Annotated in this window: 16 protein-coding genes; 5 read left to right on the forward strand and 11 right to left on the reverse strand. The window is 40.0% G+C overall.

The window, feature by feature from the left end; all coding sequences use genetic code 11:
* Nucleotides 1-629 precede the first annotated feature (629 nt).
* The gene (locus tag L659_RS0115605; protein WP_007583526.1) at nt 630-1,520 is read right to left on the reverse strand and encodes a tetratricopeptide repeat protein; all 891 of its coding nucleotides are present in this window, start codon (nt 1,518-1,520) and stop codon (nt 630-632) included.
* A 914-nt stretch (nt 1,521-2,434) separates the two neighbouring features.
* On the opposite strand from L659_RS0115605, the gene katG reads away from it, so the two are divergent.
* On the forward strand, nt 2,435-4,615 hold the full coding sequence (katG, locus tag L659_RS0115610; RefSeq protein ID WP_024591131.1) for a catalase/peroxidase HPI: 2,181 nt from the start codon (nt 2,435-2,437) through the stop codon (nt 4,613-4,615).
* 162 nt (nt 4,616-4,777) lie between these two features.
* Here katG and L659_RS0115615 read toward each other — a convergent pair whose 3' ends face one another.
* Nucleotides 4,778-5,350: a hypothetical protein gene (locus L659_RS0115615; protein WP_010555231.1), complete on the reverse strand. Its 573-nt coding sequence runs from the start codon at nt 5,348-5,350 to the stop codon at nt 4,778-4,780.
* A 192-nt stretch (nt 5,351-5,542) separates the two neighbouring features.
* On the opposite strand from L659_RS0115615, the gene arfB reads away from it, so the two are divergent.
* Complete coding sequence (arfB, locus tag L659_RS0115620; protein WP_007583522.1) at nt 5,543-5,956, forward strand: alternative ribosome rescue aminoacyl-tRNA hydrolase ArfB; 414 nt, start codon at nt 5,543-5,545, stop codon at nt 5,954-5,956.
* A gap of 129 nt (nt 5,957-6,085) precedes the next feature.
* On the opposite strand, the gene eat is transcribed toward arfB, so the two are convergent.
* The 3 genes from eat to L659_RS0115635 form a co-directional block, all read right to left on the reverse strand.
* Nucleotides 6,086-7,492 carry an ethanolamine permease gene (gene eat, locus L659_RS0115625; protein WP_024591132.1) on the reverse strand — a complete coding sequence of 469 codons (1,407 nt, stop codon included), beginning with the start codon at nt 7,490-7,492 and terminating at the stop codon, nt 6,086-6,088.
* Nucleotides 7,493-7,559: 67 nt separating this feature from the next.
* Nucleotides 7,560-8,447 carry an ethanolamine ammonia-lyase subunit EutC gene (eutC, locus tag L659_RS0115630; protein ID WP_024591133.1) on the reverse strand — a complete coding sequence of 296 codons (888 nt, stop codon included), beginning with the start codon at nt 8,445-8,447 and terminating at the stop codon, nt 7,560-7,562.
* Complete coding sequence (locus tag L659_RS0115635) at nt 8,444-9,850, reverse strand: ethanolamine ammonia-lyase subunit EutB (protein ID WP_024591134.1); 1,407 nt, start codon at nt 9,848-9,850, stop codon at nt 8,444-8,446. Before L659_RS0115635 ends, eutC begins: the two co-directional genes overlap by 4 nt.
* A 220-nt stretch (nt 9,851-10,070) precedes the next feature.
* Here L659_RS0115635 and L659_RS0115640 point away from each other — a divergent pair, with 220 nt between their 5' ends.
* Nucleotides 10,071-11,027, forward strand: coding sequence for a helix-turn-helix domain-containing protein (locus tag L659_RS0115640; RefSeq protein WP_024591135.1), 957 nt, complete (start codon nt 10,071-10,073; stop codon nt 11,025-11,027).
* Between the two features lie 31 nt (nt 11,028-11,058).
* Here the strand turns inward: L659_RS0115640 and L659_RS1000000123720 are convergent, their stop codons facing one another.
* From L659_RS1000000123720 to L659_RS0115655, 4 genes are all read right to left on the reverse strand, one after another.
* Nucleotides 11,059-11,301 carry a hypothetical protein gene (locus L659_RS1000000123720; RefSeq protein WP_155945827.1) on the reverse strand — a complete coding sequence of 81 codons (243 nt, stop codon included), beginning with the start codon at nt 11,299-11,301 and terminating at the stop codon, nt 11,059-11,061.
* A gap of 282 nt (nt 11,302-11,583) precedes the next feature.
* On the reverse strand, nt 11,584-11,784 hold the full coding sequence (gene arfA, locus L659_RS0115645; RefSeq protein ID WP_024591136.1) for a ribosome alternative rescue factor ArfA: 201 nt from the start codon (nt 11,782-11,784) through the stop codon (nt 11,584-11,586).
* 205 nt (nt 11,785-11,989) lie between these two features.
* Nucleotides 11,990-14,530 (reverse strand): TonB-dependent receptor plug domain-containing protein, encoded by a 2,541-nt coding sequence (locus L659_RS0115650; protein WP_024591137.1) that lies wholly within the window; start codon nt 14,528-14,530, stop codon nt 11,990-11,992.
* Nucleotides 14,531-14,783: 253 nt separating this feature from the next.
* Nucleotides 14,784-15,737 carry a sensor histidine kinase gene (locus L659_RS0115655; protein ID WP_024591138.1) on the reverse strand — a complete coding sequence of 318 codons (954 nt, stop codon included), beginning with the start codon at nt 15,735-15,737 and terminating at the stop codon, nt 14,784-14,786.
* Between the two features lie 200 nt (nt 15,738-15,937).
* On the opposite strand from L659_RS0115655, the gene L659_RS0115660 reads away from it, so the two are divergent.
* Together L659_RS0115660 and hemH are read left to right on the forward strand one after the other, a co-directional pair.
* Nucleotides 15,938-17,266 (forward strand): HD domain-containing phosphohydrolase, encoded by a 1,329-nt coding sequence (locus L659_RS0115660; RefSeq protein WP_024591139.1) that lies wholly within the window; start codon nt 15,938-15,940, stop codon nt 17,264-17,266.
* A gap of 74 nt (nt 17,267-17,340) precedes the next feature.
* A complete protein-coding gene (gene hemH / locus L659_RS0115665) occupies nt 17,341-18,360 on the forward strand; it encodes a ferrochelatase (protein ID WP_007583511.1) in 1,020 nt (339 codons plus the stop codon).
* Nucleotides 18,361-19,069: 709 nt separating this feature from the next.
* Here the strand turns inward: hemH and L659_RS0115670 are convergent.
* Together L659_RS0115670 and L659_RS0115675 are read right to left on the reverse strand one after the other, a co-directional pair.
* Entirely contained in the window at nt 19,070-19,390 is a 321-nt protein-coding gene (locus tag L659_RS0115670; protein WP_010555512.1) for a hypothetical protein, read from the reverse strand.
* Nucleotides 19,391-19,399: 9 nt separating this feature from the next.
* Nucleotides 19,400-20,143, reverse strand: a complete 744-nt coding sequence (locus L659_RS0115675; RefSeq protein WP_024591140.1) for a nuclear transport factor 2 family protein — start codon at nt 20,141-20,143, stop codon at nt 19,400-19,402.
* Nucleotides 20,144-20,353 lie beyond the last annotated feature (210 nt).

Below are 20,353 nucleotides of genomic sequence, written 5' to 3' on the forward strand. Positions count from 1 at the left end.
TTGAGGATGGAAAAACGTGTTGATAGCTAGGCAAAAAATTCGCTATTTAGTTGTTCTAAATGAGAATTTTTTAACGCAGGTAGTGACACGTTTAGCCCCTAAAAATGATTAAGTATTATTGCGGGTTGGTATTAATTCAACCATCTAAAAACTGCGTTTTTAAACGCCTGCAAGCAGCGCGTCTACAGGTGGATTTTAGCCACCGCGTTAAGTTTTCCACGTAGGCGCAGAGCTCGCTCGCGCGAGAAGCGCAGCTTCTAATTACTTAATCACCCACCCTAAAAACTACGTTTTTAAACGCCCGCAAGCAGCGCGTCTACAAGTGAATTTTAACCACCGCGTTAAGTTTTCCACGTAGGCGCAGAGCTTGCTCGCGCGCGAAGCGCAGCTTCTAATTACTTAATCACCCATCCTAAAAACTACGTTTTTAAACGCCCGCAAGCAGCGCGTCTACAAGTGAATTTTAACCACCGCGTTAAGTTTTCCACGTAGGCGCAGAGCTTGCTCGCGCGCGAAGCGTAGCTTCTAATTACTTAATTACACAACAAACTTAACCTTTAAAAACAAAAAAGGGCCAAGGCCCTTTTTTATGATGTTGCGCCTAATCATACAGGCCAAATACTGAGTGCTTAAACAACTTCACCAGCTACTATAGTATTAAAGCTGTCGTTGTCATGTAAGCTTGCAAATGCGCTCTCATGTAATAGCTCATTACGTAAATTTGGAGAGTATTCAAGTGCCATTTTAATGTCGGCTAATGCATCAGCATGCTTATGTGTTAGCGCATAAGCACATGCTCGTTGCCAATAGGCATAACCATAGACACTATCTATATCAATGGCTTGATTACACAACTCAATGGCTTGCGCTGTTTCATTTATTTCTAATAACGCATCGGCCTTATAAGCAATGGCTTCAACATCCTCTGGTTTACGTTTTAAAATCTCATCAAATATTTCAATTTTATTAGCAAAATCACTTTCTAAATTGGCACGCATCCATAACGAATGAACCTCGTTGGTAACCGATATGCGCTCTTGGTTACTGAGTATTTCTTCTGAGCGTACGCGTAGTTTTTCTTCAAGAATTTTTAATCGGTCTTCATACTCGTCAGTAATTACACTTACACGTGTATTTACAATATCTTCTACTTTGTTTTTAACATCACGTAGTGAGTTCCAGCCCACTAAAACCAAAATAGAAGCCGTAGCGGTAATTATAAAAAATACATTATTAATAGTGTCGGTAGTGTACGTTAATGCGCGATCTGCAGTATCAAGCTGTGCATGAGTAACTTGCTTAGTTACATCCTCACGGAGTTTTTGTTGATCTTGCCTTACGGCTTTTAGCTCGTCGAGTATGTAGCGCTCCATTAGCGGTTTAAACATAGACTCTTTAAGTTGTTTGAGGGCTTGTTGCTCTTGTTGTGCTGTAGGGGCTGCTGGTTTTTGTTCAGCAGAATTTACTATGCCCGAAAAAAAAGTTAAACAAACAAAAAGTGTAGATAGGTAATAACGCATCGGTACGCCTAATTAAATTAATTACTGTAATAACTTTAACATGCAGGGCTGAATGGCACTAGGGCGCGTTGACTTTTCAGGATTAAAATTGACCTAATTTAGATAGGAGCAATAGTTGTAAGAATTTTTTAGCCCAGTGAGCTTAGCAATAATAGGGTAAAGCATGAGCATTTTGCTAATACTTAGGTGGTTTTAAGAAAAAATAGGCAAAAAAAACCAGCTCAATATGAGCTGGCAAAAACTGCTTAAAACAACAATATGTCGTAGGGATTCACAGGAGAACAACTTCATACTAACTGAATCTTTATGAACAAATACTTAATTCAATTCAATTAGTTAAAAATATAAGAATACTCAAAGTATTCGGTTTATAAAGTAAAGGTGCATTGGGCTTAAGTAATGCACCTTTATAATTATAACTATATAACTATATAACTACAATTTCATGGTGAAGGGGGGTATTCCAATGTGCGCTTTAAATAAATTAAAGCCACTTTCAAACCCTTCACATACCATTACGCCGAAATTTTTCAATTCGATCACAGGTCTAGTGAAAAGGTTAAGGTTAATTCACTAATTTGTTTTTTTATCTTACGTAATACCTTACACGAGCGTCATCAGATTTATTTTTACTATTATTCTGAACGTAATTACAAAGCTATTGTTAAATACATCATTAGCAAAAGGCTAATCAAAAATATAAATTGGAGCAATCGTTTTAAATAGTATGTTGAGGCTGGCGTAGCATAATTTATGCGCCTATATTAAGGATACGTAAGTGTTTAGGCAGGCACACTAAATAATAAGCAAGCCGATTAAATAAAAATAACCGTTACTTTTTAAAAAGTTATAAATACATAAGCAACAATACTGATTGATTAAGTATTTTACTTTTCTATTATAAGGATTCCACAATGAGCAACCCTAAAGCAGGCCAATGTCCGGTCATGCACGGCAGTAATACTAAAACGTCTAATCCCAATACTGATTGGTGGCCAAATGCCCTAAACTTAGACATTCTTCATCAGCACGACACCAAATCAAACCCATACAATAGCGACTTTAATTACGCTGAAGCATTTAAATCAATCGATCTTGACGCGCTAAAAACAGACGTAAAAAGCTTAATGACCGATAGCCAAGATTGGTGGCCAGCCGATTGGGGACATTACGGCGGTTTAATGATTCGCCTAGCATGGCACTCAGCGGGTTCATACCGTTTAGCCGATGGTAGAGGCGGCGGCGGTACAGGTAATCAACGTTTTGCGCCACTAAATTCATGGCCTGATAACGGTAACCTCGACAAAGCGCGCCGTTTACTTTGGCCAATAAAGAAAAAATACGGTAACAAGCTTTCATGGGCCGACTTAATTATTTTAGCAGGCAACATGGCATACGAATCAATGGGTTTAAAAACCTTTGGTTTTGCCGGCGGCCGAGAAGATATTTGGCATCCTGAAAAAGACGTTTACTGGGGAGCTGAAAAAGAATGGTTAGCGCCAAGTGATGGTCGTTACGAAAGTGTAGATAAACCAGATACCATGGAAAATCCATTAGCCGCAGTACAAATGGGCTTAATTTATGTAAACCCTGAAGGTGTAAATGGTATTCCTGATCCGCTTAAAACAGCAGCCCAAATTCGCGAAACTTTTGCGCGTATGGCAATGGATGACGAAGAAACCGCTGCATTAACGGTAGGCGGGCACACAGTAGGTAAAGCACATGGTAATGGCAAAGCAGAAAACTTAGGACCTGAGCCAGAAGCTGCTGACGTACACGAGCAAGGCCTTGGTTGGAATAACACTACAACACGTGGGATTGGCCGCGATACAGTTACATCAGGTGTAGAGGGCGCATGGACTACGCACCCAACACAATGGGATAACGAATACTGTAAGCTTTTATTAACCTACGAATGGGAACTCACTAAAAGCCCTGCAGGCGCTCATCAGTGGGAGCCTATTAATATTAAAGAAGAAGACAAGCCTGTCGATGTAGAAGATTCATCAATTCGTTTGAACCCAATGATGACAGATGCTGATATGGCCATGAAAGTGGACCCAACGTACCGTAAAATTATTGAGCGTTTTTATAACGACTTTGAATACTTTTCAGACGTGTTTGCACGTGCCTGGTTTAAACTAACTCACCGCGATTTAGGTCCTAAATCGTGTTACTTAGGTGCTGACGTACCAAGCGAAGACTTAATTTGGCAAGATCCAATTCCAGCCGTTGATTACACATTAACAGACGACGAAATTAGCAATCTAAAAACCACATTATTAAATTGTGGTGTTAGTGCCGCTGATTTAATAAATACAGCTTGGGATAGCGCACGTACTTATCGTGGTTCTGATAAACGTGGCGGCGCAAATGGTGCACGCATTCGTTTAGCACCGCAAAAAGATTGGCAAGGTAATGAGCCAGAACGTTTAGCATCAGTACTTAGTGCGCTTGAAAAAGTGCAGGCTGGCTTGAGTAAACCTGTTAGCATCGCCGACTTAATTGTTTTAGGTGGTACAGCAGCCGTAGAACAAGCTGCAAAACAAGCCGGTGTTGATGTAAACGTGCCGTTTGCTCCAGGACGTGGAGATGCAACAGATGAAATGACTGATGCAGAATCGTTTGATGTACTAGAACCCATTCACGATGGTTTTAGAAACTGGCTGAAAAAAGATTACGCAGTATCAGCTGAAGAGTTATTACTAGAGCGCAGCCAACTAATGGGATTAAGTGCACCAGAAATGTCGGTACTTATTGGTGGGATGCGAGTACTAGGTACTAACTATGCTGGCAGCGAACATGGCGTATTTACAAATAGCGTAGGCTCATTAACCAACGACTTCTTTGTAAACTTAACTGACATGTCAAACCGTTGGGAGCCAACTCAAAAAGGTTTATACAATATAGTAGACCGTAAAAGTGGCACTACAAAATGGACTGCAACACGCGTTGATTTAGTATTTGGATCAAACTCTATATTGCGCGCACTTGCTGAGTTTTATGCACAAGACGACAACAAAGAGCGCTTTGTACATGACTTTGTAAACGCATGGGTAAAAGTAATGAACGCAGACAGATTCGATCTTAAATAATCTGTACGCTAAATAAAAACGGGGGAGTAATAATTTACTCCCCCGTTTTTGCATATAGTCCCGGTCAGTATTACTTATAAAATATTGTAATTTATCTAAGTCATATAAAAATTAGGCATTAAAAAAGGCGGCAAAAGCCACCTTTTTATAAAACAATAAAACTTATAGAAGTGCAAAAAGCTTTTGTAGTTGTGGCATGTATTCGCTCACAAGTTCAAGGTTGCTTTCGCTTACTAAAGACTCTGTAGACTCCTCAGCTGCGCTTGACGATTTACCAAACGAACCCATTAACGAACTAGCGCCTTTATCTTTAGCACTTTTCATGCTTTGAAAACCGCCCATTACTTTATTCGCTGTTTCTTGATTATCAGCAGATAAACCCGATTTAAGGTTTTCGATATAAGCCATTGATACTTCAGAACCTACAGTTACTAGTTGCTCTGGTGTAAAGCCGTAGCGGCCTGTAACACCCGCGAAGCTTTTGTATAGGTCTTGCTCTTTAATCATGCTTAGTGCGCTATTAGCTAAAGAGCTTTGTTCGTCAACACTTTGATCTGCAGAACCACCTAACATACTTGCTAAGTCTAAGTCTTTTAAAGACTCTTGGCTGCTTGCCCAGCTCGTTACAGCTGGCAGTGCTTTCATATAGCTTTGAAGTTGACCTTCGTTAATATCTACTGCAAGGCTTGAGAAACTCATTGCTAATAAGCTAAGTGATACAAGTATTTTTTTCATTGAGCATTTCCTAGTATTAAAGTTGTGCCAATTAGAAACTAATAAGCAACACTTGCCAACACAAAATAATATATTGGCTGATTTTATAGTACAATTTATGAGAATTTATTTAAGTTCTAAGAATTTAGTTCATTCACCACAAGCTAATGTACTGATGATATAATACATTTTTGACAAATAGAGCTGAACACAATGTTAACAATTTCAAATACTGTCACTATCGATGAATGGGAACTAGAGCTAACGGCTATTCGTTCGCAAGGTGCCGGTGGTCAAAATGTTAACAAAGTCGCAAGTGCAATTCATTTACGCTTTGATATTAACCGCTCTAAATTACCTGATTTTTATAAAGAGCGTTTGCTAGCCTTAAATGATACAAGAATTACCAAAGAGGGCGTTTTAATAATTAAAGCGCAAAGCCACCGTACGCAAGAGCTAAACCGAGAAGATGCCCTTAAGCGCTTAAAAGATTTAATTCTTAGTGCTACCGTTGTTAATAAAGCGCGTCGTGCCACCAAGCCTAGCCGTAATTCACAGCGAAAGCGCATGGACAAAAAAACTAAACACGGCCAAAACAAAGCGCTACGCGGCAACATAAAGTTTTAGTTTTAAACGGTATTAATAAAGTAGAGAAGGGACTTGATGCCTATATGCAGGCACCATTTTTACATCGTATTGTACGTATAAAAATATAAGTGAGGGGTAGCCTCACTTATATTTAATAACTATTAATACCTACTTAGCCATTTCTAAATCAGATTCTGCATTTGCCAACATTGCAAACTCTTCATCAGCGCTTTTAGCAACCAAGTGTTTTGAGCTATAGCCAAAGTAATATGCGGCGCCCACAATAAACAGCACCATAGTGTATAAAAATGCACGAGGGTCAAACGCATACACACCCGTTAATGCTATAAGCGAAAGTACTAAAGCAATACTTGACGTAACTACGCCACCTGGAGTTTTGTACGGGCGAGGTAAATCAGGTTGTTTAACGCGAAGTAAAATATGGCTCAGCGCCATTAATGCATACGAGAGCGTTGCACCTACTACTGCCATTGCAAGTATTAAGTCACCCTCACCACTGAGTGATACTAAAAAGCCAAATACTGCCGGTACAATCAACGCACGTGCTGGCACTTTGCGATTAGTCGTAATAGACAACGAACGTGGTAAATAACCGGCTCTAGATAAAGCAAACACTAAGCGACTATAACCATAAATAATAGAGAAAAACGAAGCAACTAAACCCGCAAGCCCTAATATATTTACAACGGTTGCTAAGCCCTCACTACCCGATGCATTTAATGCATCAACTAAAGGCACTGCACTTGCCCCCATTGCAGCAGCACCGCCAGCACCAGGCACTAAAACAACAACTAAAAAAGCAGTAAATAACAAAAAGATCATTGCACCAATAATGCCTTTTGGCACATCTTTAGCGGGATCTTTTGCTTCTTCAGCAGCAAGCGGTACACCTTCAACCGCTAAAAATAACCACATGGCAAACGGTAATGCAGCCCAAACCCCGTACCAACCTAAAGGTAAAAACTCACTGGCTCCCACTGCATTTGTTACGGGGACGTCAAATAAGCGCGATGCATCAAAATTTGTGATTAAAACAAAAGCCGTTGCAATAATAGCTAATACCGCTAAACCACTTATTACCATCATTACTTTAAGCGCTTCTCCTACGCCCGCTAAATGAATTCCCACAAATAGTAAGTAAAATAATGCATATACCCATGGGCCATTAAATCCGGTGAGGGCTTCAACTGCCGAGCCTATAAAAATAACAATAGCAGCGGGTGCTAAGGCATATTCAATTAATACGGCAAGCCCGGTTAAATAGCCTCCCGCTGGCCCCATAGCTTGACGCGCAAAACTATAACCACCGCCTGCAGCAGGTATTGCAGCTGACATTTCAGCAAGCGATAGTACAAGCGCTAAATACATAACGGCCATTAATACTGCAGCAATGGCAAAACCACCCCAACCGGCTTCGGCGATACCAAAGTTCCAGCCTGCAAAGTCACCCGATATTACATACGACACACCCAAACCTGCGAGCAATAACCACCCCGCAGTACCTCGTTTTAACTGTCTTTTAGCAAGGTACTCTGTATTATTATTAGTAGACATAACCTTTCTCCGTTGATGTTTAGTTTTTATTTTTTTATTTCATGTGTTTTTAATTCCTAGATTAAAATTACTCAGCAATTAAAAAGTTAGTGGTTGAAACCTGGTGCTCAATTACATCATCTTGTGTGCGGTCTTTTAAATTAACCCCAGTTAGTTTTAGTTTTTTAGCTTCACGTAATAAGTACAGTGCGCGTCGCGCCGCTTCTGTATAAGGTAGGCCTGCAGGGCGAATATTCGATATGCAATTACGACATGCATCGTTAAGTCCTGTTTTGGGCTCCCATGTCAAATATAAGCCAAGGCTATCTGGCGAACTAAGTCCTGGGCGCTCTCCTATTAACACCATAACCACCTGCGCATTTAGCAACTCACCTATATCATCTCCAATCGCTACTCGCCCTTGCTCAACCAAAGTAATGGGAGCAATTTTAAATTGCTTGTCTGTTGTAAGGTGCGTTAATAGCTCTGTTATAAATGGGTATGCATTTTTTTGTACCGCCAACGACGAAAGTCCATCAACCACTACAATCGCTAAATCGTATTTAGCCTGCGTAGTGTGCTTTTGTTTATTCATATAGCTGAGAAGTACTTGCCTACCATTTTCATCAAGTTTGCGGCCTAAATCGGGTCGCTGAAGGTAAGTAACCCTGTCAACGGCTTGGCTGTGTAAATGCAGGGGAGGGGCAACCTCTTTTAATACGCTAATACTGCCTAGTTGCTCAGTCATTTCGTTAATATCAAGCGGAAAACTCACCGCATCACGCGCTTGTGCATGAGATAGCTGAAAAGCCAGCATTTCTGAGGTTGGCAAACTTATACCAGCGCGACCAAGCCCAATACGGGCGTCGGTAAAACGCCGTAAATCACTCCAAGGGTTGTGCACTACATTACCGTTATTTTTATGCTCATTTACTGAGTTATCTAATGGAGTGGTCGGTTTTGAACGTGATTTCATGAGCCACCTCCAGCAATTGCACCCAGAGGTTTAGCAAAAGCGGGAGGCAAGGTATCTGAAAGTGTGATGTCGGTAGTGCTTTGCATAATTTTCATTTTGCTTAGCCATGCTTCAAACTCAGGGGCGGGTCTAGAGCCAAGAACTCGACGCACATATAATGCATCATGAAACGACGTAGTTTGGTAGTTAAGCATAATATCGTCAGAGCCAGGTATTCCCATTACAAACGAGCAACCTGCAACACCTAATAGCGTTAGCAAATTATCCATATCGTTTTGATCGGCCTCTGCATGATTGGTGTAACACACGTCGCACCCCATCGGTATGCCTAGTAACTTAGCGCAAAAGTGATCCTCAAGTCCTGCTCGGGTAATTTCTTTACCATCAAACAAATATTCAGGGCCAATAAACCCCACCACGGTATTAACCAGTAACGGATTAAACTTACGAGCAACTGCATAAGCGCGAGCTTCACACGTTTGCTGATCAAGCCCATGATGCGCATTTGCTGAAAGCGAACTGCCTTGCCCGGTTTCAAAATACATCACGTTATTGCCAACAGTACCGCGCTTTAAACTCAAGGCCGCATCTTGCGCTTCGGCTAAGGTATTTAAATTAAAGCCAAAACTTGAGTTAGTAGCCTCTGTGCCGCCAATCGACTGAAATACCAAATCAACCGGTGCGCCAGCTTCTATACATTCAATAGTGTTAGTAACATGGGTAAGCACACAGCTTTGCGTCGGTATGGCGTATTTTTGAATAACATCATCCATTAATGTCATTAATTTAATGGCTTGGGCAACGTTATCGGTTGCTGGGTTTATACCTATTACGGCATCGCCATTACCGTATAGCAGCCCATCAAGCATGCATGCAGCAATACCGTTAATATCGTCAGTTGGATGATTTGGTTGTAAACGTGTAGATAAATGCCCAGAGAGGCCAATAGTGTTTCTAAAAGCACTCGTAACATGGCACTTTTTAGCAATTAATATGAGATCTTGATTGCGCATTATTTTGCTAACAGCAGCAGCCATTTCAGGCGTAATACCTTGCCTTATACTTGCAAGTACAGCGGGTGTTGCAAAGTCACTTAAAAGCCAATTACGAAAGTCACCTACGGTTAAATGTGCAATAGCCATAAAGGCATTGGCATCGTGCTCGTCAATAATTAAGCGTGTAATTTCGTCATCTTCGTAGGGAATAAGTACCTCATTTAAAAATGTTTTAAGAGGTACATCGGCCAATGTCATTTGTGCCACAGCACGTTCTTGTGCTGATTGTGCAATTACGCCCGCTAAGCGATCACCCGAACGTTGCGGCGTTGCTTTAGCCATCAACTGCGCTAAGTTCTTGAATTTATAAGTGTGTGTGCCTAAAGTGTAACTGTACGCTTGCCCCATGATTTACTCCACATAACTAATATGATAAACCTTGGTATAGGTTTTGCTGCATCTTTAGCTATAAATCAATTTTCAATAGTTACAAGACAGCTTATTTTGTACCAAGTAACTATCGAATTTCGGCAAAAGATTATTTATTAATCCAATTCAATTGGTTACATACGCAAAGCGGTGTTAACTTAACCATAATAAAAGTGTAACGAAAAAGAGCATCCCCTATATGGCGCAGCAAAATAGGTACGGCGCACCACTTAAGAGCAAGGTGCAAACACATGACATAGACGAGCAAGCGCATAGCCTTACTCAATGGCAGCAAAAATACGATCAAATGAGCGACGGCAGCTTTTATGGTTTTATTGAAGAAACAGATTATGCCAATATTCATGTGTTTAAAGAATACACCGAGCGAGCGCTTCGTCAGCAATGTAACATCGCCCCCAATTCGGTTTGGCTTGGCATTCCTTGTCAGTCGCAGCAAAGTAAGATTAATGGTCTAAGTGTGGTAAGTAATCAATTTATGTGCCGCACAAGTGATAATGACTTTGAGCTGATAACCCCTGAGCAATTTAATATTTATGGTTTGGTAATCGATTGGAATTCAATTGAATATATGGCGCAGCTACAAGGCGTAACATTGAAAAACCTGTCATCTGCACAATCAGCTCGCTTATCGGTAAGCAACTCATCATTGCAAACGGCAAGGCAAATAATTAATAGCATGGTTGTAGGCAAGGGCTTTGGACTTAAAACCGAATCACAACAAGATATGCTAAACATGTTGGCACTACACTTATTACAAGCAGATAATCCACAACAAAATATTGCGCCAAGTTATAAGCACCGAAAAGCCGTAGTAGATAAAGTAAAAGATTACGTGGCCACAAATCCACAAAACCCAATAACCATAACCGAGCTGTGCGAGCTTGCTTTTGTAAGTAGGCGCACACTTCAGTATAGTTTTGAGAGTATTTTAGGAATTAACCCTTTGCGGTTTTTACGTTTAACACGTTTAAATAATGTAAGGCGGGAACTAAAAAAATTAAACCAAGATAAGCCAATTTCAGTAATAGCAGCCAATTGGGGATTTTGGCATGCGGGACAATTTGCTAAAGATTACACGCAACTATTTGGTGAAAACCCATCACAAACAGTTAAAAATAATAGTTTTAAAGGTTAGAAACTACACTTCTAACGTGAGCAAGTTCCTTCTACAGACGATACTCTAACTTGAGTATAAGCACCTGTAGACGCGCAGCTTGCTGGCGTTTAAAAGCACCGCTTTTACATTTAGTCGGATGCATTAGTAAACAAGTAATTAAATCACCACCGAGAAGTGAAGGAGGAAACAAGGAGCAGTGACTAACCATTACTCGTATTTTCTCTGTGTAGCGCACAGCGCCTCGATGGTGAAATATCATATAACTTAAAAAAAATGGACTTTGTCTGCTCATTTACTCCTCTTTTTCTTCTCTTTGTGCATTCATATTTTAAGGGCTGTTATCCACAAAGAGGTTTAGAGGCGCTGCGCTTTTAGAGGGTAGCTTGGGAGTTAAAATAATAAAGAACTAAAAGTAAAAGCGAGGTATAAAACCTCACCTACATCGTGCAAACACCAAACCCGTAGGTGCGAATTTACTTCGCGCTCATGTAACGTGGCTTAAATGCTTTAAAGGTAAAAGCGAGGTATAAAACCTCGCTTACTATATTCAAAAGCCCTATTTGATCGGTGCTATTTAAGCCGCGATTAAATAGGACTCTTGTCCTGAATGTTTGTTGCTGCGTTTAAACGAGCCTTTGCCTTTTTTAGCTTTAACCACTTGTGGTTTAAATAATTTAGAGGTGACCAACGCTGCTAGTGCATTGTGGTTTATAACGCCTCGCCCTGTATCTACCGCGCTGTTGCTTGCGGTTTTTGCTTTAGATTTTTTAGTCATATATTTCCTATCAACTAATGGTTATTTTAAGTTAAATAATAAAGAGGCTTTTATGTTGGCCTATTTTAGAGATGGCGATTGTAGGCTTAATTTTCAACCGCGCAAGTATTTTTAATGCCCAAAAGGTACTTTTTTAATAATAAAAAAGCATAAAAAAAGCGCAGTTAATAACTGCGCTTAATATTACTTTAGTTTGCTTTATAAATTAAAAACTAAAGCTTACTTTTGCGTAGTACGTTCTGCCGTCAAAACCGTATGGTAATGCGCGTACAGGGTATTTAAATGCACCGTTGGTGATAAAGTTAAGTACTTCGTCGTCGCCTAGCTCGTCTGGCGTTTCGTCAAATACGTTATCGGCACCTACCGAAAGCGCAAACATGTCGTTAATTTGGTAGCTAACATTTAAATCAACTAACACAGCAGACTCAACCGTACTTGTTGGTTTAAATGAACCCGTAGGCGAAAGCTCACCTGGTAATGAAATATGGTCGTTACCAAAGTATTTTACGTCTGTTTCGCCAAAGTAGTTAAAGCGAATGGTTGATGTGTAGGCATCGCGTTCGTAGTCAAACGTAAGCGTTGCACGTTCACTAGGTTGTCCGTCGGTAAAAAAGCTACGTTGTAAATCATCAAAAGCAACCGCTTCAGGAATACCGTCTTCAGCATTTACGCCGTCAATTTTAGTATCGTTTAGGTTACCCGCAAAGGTTACTCCTAAATTGCCGCCTTCAACTTCAGTGCGGTACGATGCAATAATATCAACACCTTGCGTAGTAGAATCAACCGAGTTTGAGAAGTAGTTAGCTTGCACTGCTCCTGTTGCTTGAAGCGCTGCAACTGCTTCTGAGCTAAACGATACGTCGTCAGCCGTAAGTAAGCTGCCAAGAGTAATACGGTCTTCAATTTCTACGCGGTAAAAATCAACCGTTAACGAAAGCTCGCTTGTTACATCGTAAACAAAACCAGCACTGTAGTTTGTTGAAGTTTCAAGCTTTAAGCTATCTACGCCTAACGCACTTGGGAAAGCTGTACCGGTGTTTGCCGTGAACGACTGCGTTAATGTACCGTCTGAACCTAAGTTAGTTGTAAAGGCTGTATAACCACTTTGTTGAAGTGATGGTGCTCTAAAACCAGTGGATACCGCACCACGTACAGCAAAGTCATCTGAAAATTCATAACGTGTTGCTAATTTACCAATTAAATCATCCCCTGCATCTGAGAAATCTTCATAACGTAGCGCACCACTGACGTTCCATGCATCGGTGATCATAGTTTCTACGTCTACATAAACTGCGTAGCTGTTACGGTCGCTGTCGTTAGCCGCTTCAGGGCGTAGGCCGTTATAAGCCTGAAAACCACACTGTGCAAATTGGTCCGGATCGTTTACTGATGGGTACGAGGTATCCATATTTGCTAGTCCACAGGCGTATGATGCTTCATCGCCAGGTACTATTTCGTAGTTTTCTTTACGGTATTCAGCGCCTACTGTTACATATAAAGGTTCACCACGGCCAATATCTACAATACCGTTTACATCAAGGTTAACCGTTGTTTGATCAAATCTAAAACCACCTGAGTAACCGCCACTAGGGCCTGAATTTGCTGCAATATCGGCATCGCTTGCACTTGGGTTATTAAATAAATACTCAGCCGCGTAAGAAGCGTTTAATGTATTGCGTGATGTAAAGTCGTATTGGTTTTCACCATAAACGGCCGAAACATCGTAATTCCAATCTGTGTTTATATCGCCTTTAAAACCAAGCGCGACTGAAATATCTTGTGCTTCGTTATATATGCGCGGTAAAAAACCATCGCTGTATACTTGTATTACGTTTTTAGAGGCTTCGTTAAAGTTACGGTAAAAACCATTACCCAGCGCCGTGCGCTCTGAGTAGCCACCAAACGAGTAAAGCTCGCCGTCGCCCATTGGTAATGCCATGTTGTAAAATAACGATGTAAATTCACTTTCTGAGTTACCTTGGCCCCAGCGTACATCTTCACTTAACGTACCTGGTTCAACATTAAGCGAACCCCCCGTATCACGCTCGGCGCGGTTAGTGCCATCGGCATCACGGTACTCAAGCGATAGGTTAATAAAGCCGCCTTCGCTGCCTATATCAAAACCACGGTTTAAACCTGCTGAAATAGTGTCGCCGTCACCTTCACTTGTGCCGCCGTATTGTACAAAACCCGTTGTAATACCGGTTGAGTTATTAAGAGATAAGTTAATTACGCCTGCAATAGCATCAGAGCCATATTGCGCCGCTGCGCCATCGCGTAATACTTCAACGCCTTTAAGGGCCGTTAGCGGAATGGCATTCATATCGGTACCCGCAGCGCCTGCGCCTACTGTACCGTTAAGGCCAAAAATTGATTGGTTATGACGACGTTTACCATTTACTAATACAAGAGTTTGATCTGGCTGTAAGCCACGAAGTGTGGCGGGTCTAAATAAATCAGAACCGTCAGATACTTGTGTACGCGAAAAGTTAAATGAAGGCGCTGTCGCTTGCAGGCTTTGGCCAAGCTCGGTAAAGCCACCTTTGGTTAAATCATCTGCGTCAATTAAATCAATAGGAGAAGAAGACTCAGTAGAAGTACGGTTAGATACACGCGATCCTAATACAGATATTTGCTCAATGTTTTTAGCAGCTTGCACTGGTGCTTCTTCTGCGTTAACAATGCTTGGTGCGCTAAACGCGAAAGCAACGGCTACAGCAAGTGTGTTTAAACGGTATGTTGGCATAGTGACGACCCTGTTTTTTTGTGTTCTTATAATATGTGTGTGGTTATGGTGCTCATAACCTGTTGCAAACATCCTAGCAACATATGCAAACAAAAAGAAATGAAAAAAACTAAATATTTGGTCTAAGTATGCAAATAAATTTCAAGATAAGAAAAAACCACGTTTAATCGATTAAAATACATGCTGCAAGGGCATTAAACTTCAAAAAAAGATATATTAACTTTTTATTTACATTGTGGTTTTGTTCGTTAGTTTACGCTTTTAAAGGTAATAGGCAGCGGATGGTCGTACCTGTCCCTAATGTGCTGTTAACTTCTATTTTTCCGCCATGATCGCTCACCATAGCGTATACAAGTGTCATACCCATACCGGTACCTTCTCCAACTTCTTTTGTTGTATAAAAAGGGTCAAACATATGCGCTATTGTGTCTTCACTCATTCCACAGCCATTATCTTTTACCTCAATACAGATATTTGTGTCTAGTTCAAAAATGTTGACCTCAATAATGCAGCCTTTTTCTAAATCAAGCTCGCATGCTTGCCAAGCATTCATTAAGAGATTTACAAAAATTTGATTAATTGATGATAAATTGCACCAAATAAGTGGTAGGGGTTCAAACCGCGTTTTTATCTCGCATAGTTTGAGTTTGTTACTTAATAACCTTAAAGCATTATTAGCACCCGTTGTTACATCGGTTAGTTGCTTATCTTGCGAGGAGGAGGGGTGGGCAAAGTTTAATAAGTCATGCACAATTTGTTTTATTCGTTTGAGCCCTTCAACGCTGTCGTTAACTTGTCCCTGCAAATTGTTATAAAGCCACGCATACGGATACTGTAAATTGAGTATGTCGATTTCGTGTTTAAAACGGCTCTCTTTAATTTCGTTGTTTAAGTATTGCTCGTTAAGCTTTAGCAACGTGATGAGCAAAGGGGTAGAATTTTGTAAGCTTTCTATATTACTCATTGCATAGGCAAGCGGGGTATTTATTTCATGGGCTACGCCTGCACAAAGCGTTCCTAAGGTTGCCATTTTTTCGGTTTGCACAAACAGCATTTGCTGGTGTTCTAAATCGGCTACTTTTTTTTGTAATTCATTATTTATGGCAACTAAAACGGTGCTTTTATCTTTGAGTAATTGTTCTGCGGCCAAGCGCAGCTTTTGTTCGTTTAAAAAAGCACGTTCAAAATTACCATCTGATCCATTCATTCCTTTCATCCATATAGATAACTTTATACTTAACGTTTAGTCGTCTACATGCAAATTTGCAACTTTAGTGTGAGCATTTATCTACTTATAGATAATAACCACATTAGGTGACTCCTACTCTATATAAAAGGTAAGCATAAACAGGTCACGGATGTTTTTTTAAGCTATTATTTAGCCAGAAGTAATTTAAAGGCGGCGCAATGACTCAAGTAACACCAAACACACCCATGAATCAGGTTGATGTACTTTGTATTGATGATGACGAAATAGTACTACGTACGTTAACACGACTACTTGAAGTAAATGGCTTAACGGTTATTGTTTGCGATAATCCGCAAAACGCACTAACACTTTTTAAAAATCATGAATTTGGTTTAATTATTAGCGACATGCGGATGCCGGTAATGAACGGTGCCGAGTTTTTAGAAAAAGCGCGTGCGCTGGCACCCGACACTCAACGCATTTTATTAACCGGTTACGCCGATATACAAACAACCCTAGCGGCTGTTAATCAAGGGCAAATAAATGGTTATATTCAAAAACCATGGCAAAACGATTTATTACTTCGAAGCATTAAAGATAGCCTAGAAAAATTTGCGCTAAAAAAGCAAAACAAAAAATTAGAAACACAAGTTAAGGCACAAAACCAAGAACTACTTGAGCTAAACAACACGTTAGAGCAACGAGTAGAAAAACGTACCTTACAAATCAAACAAGTTTTAAAAAAGCTTGAAGACGCCAACGAACGCGAAAAACAAGAGCACAAATCAACCGTTGAGCTGCTATATAATTTTGTTAACGCAAATCCTTACCTTGATGGCAACAAAGCACAAAATATTGCAAATACCTGCACACAAATAGCGCTTTACTTAAACCTGTCGCAAAAAAGCATCGATCTTGCCCCAATGGCGGGTTATTTAGCACAAATAGGTTTACTTGCTATGGATCCTGAACTTTATAAAAAACCGCTAAATCGGCTAAATGAGCAACAACGTAAGACCTTTTATACTCACCCAAGTACTGCACAATTAATGCTAATGCCAGCAATACATTTACACGATTTGTCGGATGCTATTTATTATCAGTTTGAACGTTTTAACGGAAATGGAATGCCCAAAGGCCTTGCTGGAAACGACATACCGATAGGGGCTATGGTATTAGGGTTAGCGCGCGATTACTGGGATGCGTTTGAACAAAGTAATGCAAGCGATGAAAAGCAGCGCCATGAGGACGCACTCGAAAGTGTAAAACTTTATAGTGGTTCGTTTTACCACCCTAAAATAGTTCGTGCGCTTGAAGCAAGCCATGCAAAACTACACGAACAAAAAAGTTCAGCAGGATCAGTACTAATTTGTAATGCCCATGAACTCAAAGAGCAAATGATACTCGGCCATGCTCTGCACAGCCATTCGGGTATAATGTTGCTGCCTAAAGGTCATGTATTTAGCCGTAAATCAATAGAAAAACTGCAGCAACTAGAATCTAAAAAACCAGCCCCATTTAGAATTATGGTTAAAACTGCTAAATGATTGATCTAAACGGCAGTTTTTTTCGTTACAATGTGCATAAAATACATTATTGAATTTGCTTGAAGGAGCACTCTGTGTCGCGATTTTCTGCGGTTACTGACAATCCCCATGATGGGCGTTTTAACCAAAAAACGGGAATACTGCTTACTAACCTAGGTAGCCCTGATGCACCAACAGCTGCTGCGCTTCGTATATACTTACGTGAGTTTTTATCAGATCCACGCATTGTAGAAATACCACGCCTAGTATGGATGATAATTTTACATGGCATTATTTTGCGTGTGCGCCCTAAGCGTTCAGCTAAATTATACGAAAGTATATGGACCGAAAATGGCTCACCGCTTACTCACATTACTCGCCAACAAAGCGTAAAGCTAAATACCTTATTAAAAGAGCAAGGTTATACCAATACCGAAGTCGTAATGGCTATGCGCTATGGCAATCCCTCAATAGAGGCCGGCCTTGAGGAGCTTCGTGATAAAGGCTTAACGCGTATTATTATTTTACCAATGTACCCGCAATATTCTAGCCCAACCACGGGTTCAACGTTCGATGCTGTATCGAGCGTACTGCGTAAATGGCGCTGGGTGCCAGAGCTGCACTTTATTAATGGCTATCATAAAAACACCCGTTATATTGAGTCACTTGCTAATAGTATTAGTGAGGATTTAGAAGCGAATGGTATGCCACAAAAAATTGTTTTTTCGTATCACGGTATGCCTAAACTATTTTTAGAGCGAGGCGATCCGTACCATTGCCTATGTTTACAAACCACGCGCTTAGTTGTAGAAAAACTAGGCCTTGATAAAGACAAAGTAATTAGTACTTTTCAAAGTCGATTTGGTAAAGCCGAGTGGTTAAAGCCTTACACCGACGCAACGCTTGAAGCCCTGCCTGATGAGGGTATTACCGATGTAGCCATTATCAGTCCTGCTTTTAGCGCCGACTGCCTAGAAACACTTGAAGAGCTAGAAGGCGAAAATCGTGAAATATTCGAAAACGCAGGCGGCAAAAAGTACCGTTACATAGCGGCACTAAACGACAGAGACGACCATATAGAAGCTGTGTTTGATGTTATAAAACCTATGTTGTAACCCAAGCTTACTAAAGTATATAGCTAAATATATTTCGCATTAAGCGGTGTTAAAATTAACACCGCTTTTTTTGTTTTTAGGGCTTTTAAAATATTTAGTTAATTAATTCACAAAGAGGTTAAGAGGCGCTGCGCTTTTAGAGTAGTGATAAAACATAAATATACTGGTTTTTGTTTTTAGCTTTTCTCATTTACTCCTCTTTTACTTCTCATTGTGCAAATAAAAGCTTTTAAAGAGCTAATTAATTCACAAATAGGTTAAGAGGCGCTGCGCTTTTAGAGTAATGATAAAACATAAAAATACTGGTTTTTGTTTTTGGCTTTTCTCATTTACTCCCATTTTACTTCTCATCGTGCAAATAAAAGCTTTTAAAGGGCTAATTAATTCACAAAGAGGTTAGAAGCGCTGCGCTTTTAGAGTAGTGATAAAACATAAAAATACTGGTTTTTGTTTTTGGCTTTTCTCATTTACTCCTCTTTTACTTCTCATTGTGCAAATAAAAGCTTTTAAAGAGCTAATTAATTCACAAAGAGGTTAAGAGGCACTGCGCTTTTAGAGTAAGTGATACATATTGGCCGATCTGGTTTTTCTCAGTTATTACTGATTACTTTATCTTTGTGGAAGAAATTACTTATACTTTTAATAATAATTAAAATAAATAAAAACGCATTGTGGAGGGGAAGAATACCTAAGCAACAGCAATTAAACGCTATCGCTTAAAGTATAAATCAATCGCTTTAGTGAGGAGCTCGTCGAGTTGCTCTTCAAATTCTTCAATATTAATATCAAAGTGCTTTAAGTAAGCTCGAGCCTGCACAAGAGATAAATTACGGCTGTTAACGCTATATTGTCGCTCGTCTATGGCTTTATCGTAACGAGGTAAAAATACAAATTGGCCATAAAATGGTGACTTAATATGTTTATTTGCAAAACGACAAAAATCTTCAACATGCTCAGCACCCTTAGGGCCAAGGCAACCGGGCTCGATGCGATACATTAAGCGAATTTTTTTGTCGTCATTTATTTGCATATAAAGCCTTTATCTAAAAAACAGTACGCGTACTATTTTTCCATCTTTAATTTGGTAACTCGAAATAAGTTCTGAACGTTTATCAACTACCTTTTCGTCAGTTGAGCAGGTTTCTGATAGTTCGTGATCAATCACTATATCACCGTGCACTATGCGCTTAATGGGTGATGAGTGAATACACTTTAACTTTTTAAACATTAGCCCATAACGTTCTATTAGTTTTTCTTTACCTTTAAATAATAGCTCATTAGGGAAAATATAAAACTCAACATCTTCGGCATATACCCGCAGAAACTCTTCAATGTTACGCGCGTTATACGCTTTAACTAACTGCTCTACTACCGCAAGTGATTCGCGCGATTGCTTAGCTTTAGTTTGTTGCTTAACTGTCAGCGCTTCTTTTGCTTGCGTAACTGCTTTTTCAGCTTCGGCTACAGCCACTGCTTTTTCTATTTTATTTTTAGGCTTTTCAGTCGGTTTAATCTGCTCGTTACCCAATACCTTTGAATCGTCTGGTTTAGTCGCATCAATTGTTGGCTTTTTAAGCTCAGGTGCTTTGTATTCAAGCGTATTTACTTTGTCGTCAGCTTTGACTTGAGTTACTGATTGCTCATCTTCAACTTTTGGTTTTTCAGCGTTTGCTTGAGCTTCAACTTGCTTCTCTTTTTGCTCAGGCTCGCTTTGTTCTGCGGCGTAAGTAATAAGCGCAACGGTGGTAATTAACGAGGCAAAAATAATAGATAACGGTTTCATAACTTTCCTAAAATGAACACTAAACACGTGTAATACCAATTACATTAAATAAGCGATCTATTATAGCGTTAAGAAAATAGCACTATAACAAGGCGAAAATTATGACATATAGTTGTTCTATATGAATAATTTTTAACGCAGTTAGTGAGTTATTTAATGCGATAGAATGATCATATTTTTGATGAAATTGGCATAAGGGTGCAACATAGC

The sequence above is a fragment of the Pseudoalteromonas sp. S8-8 genome, assembly GCF_000497875.1.
In the GTDB taxonomy this organism is placed as follows: Bacteria; Pseudomonadota; Gammaproteobacteria; order Enterobacterales; family Alteromonadaceae; genus Pseudoalteromonas; species Pseudoalteromonas arctica.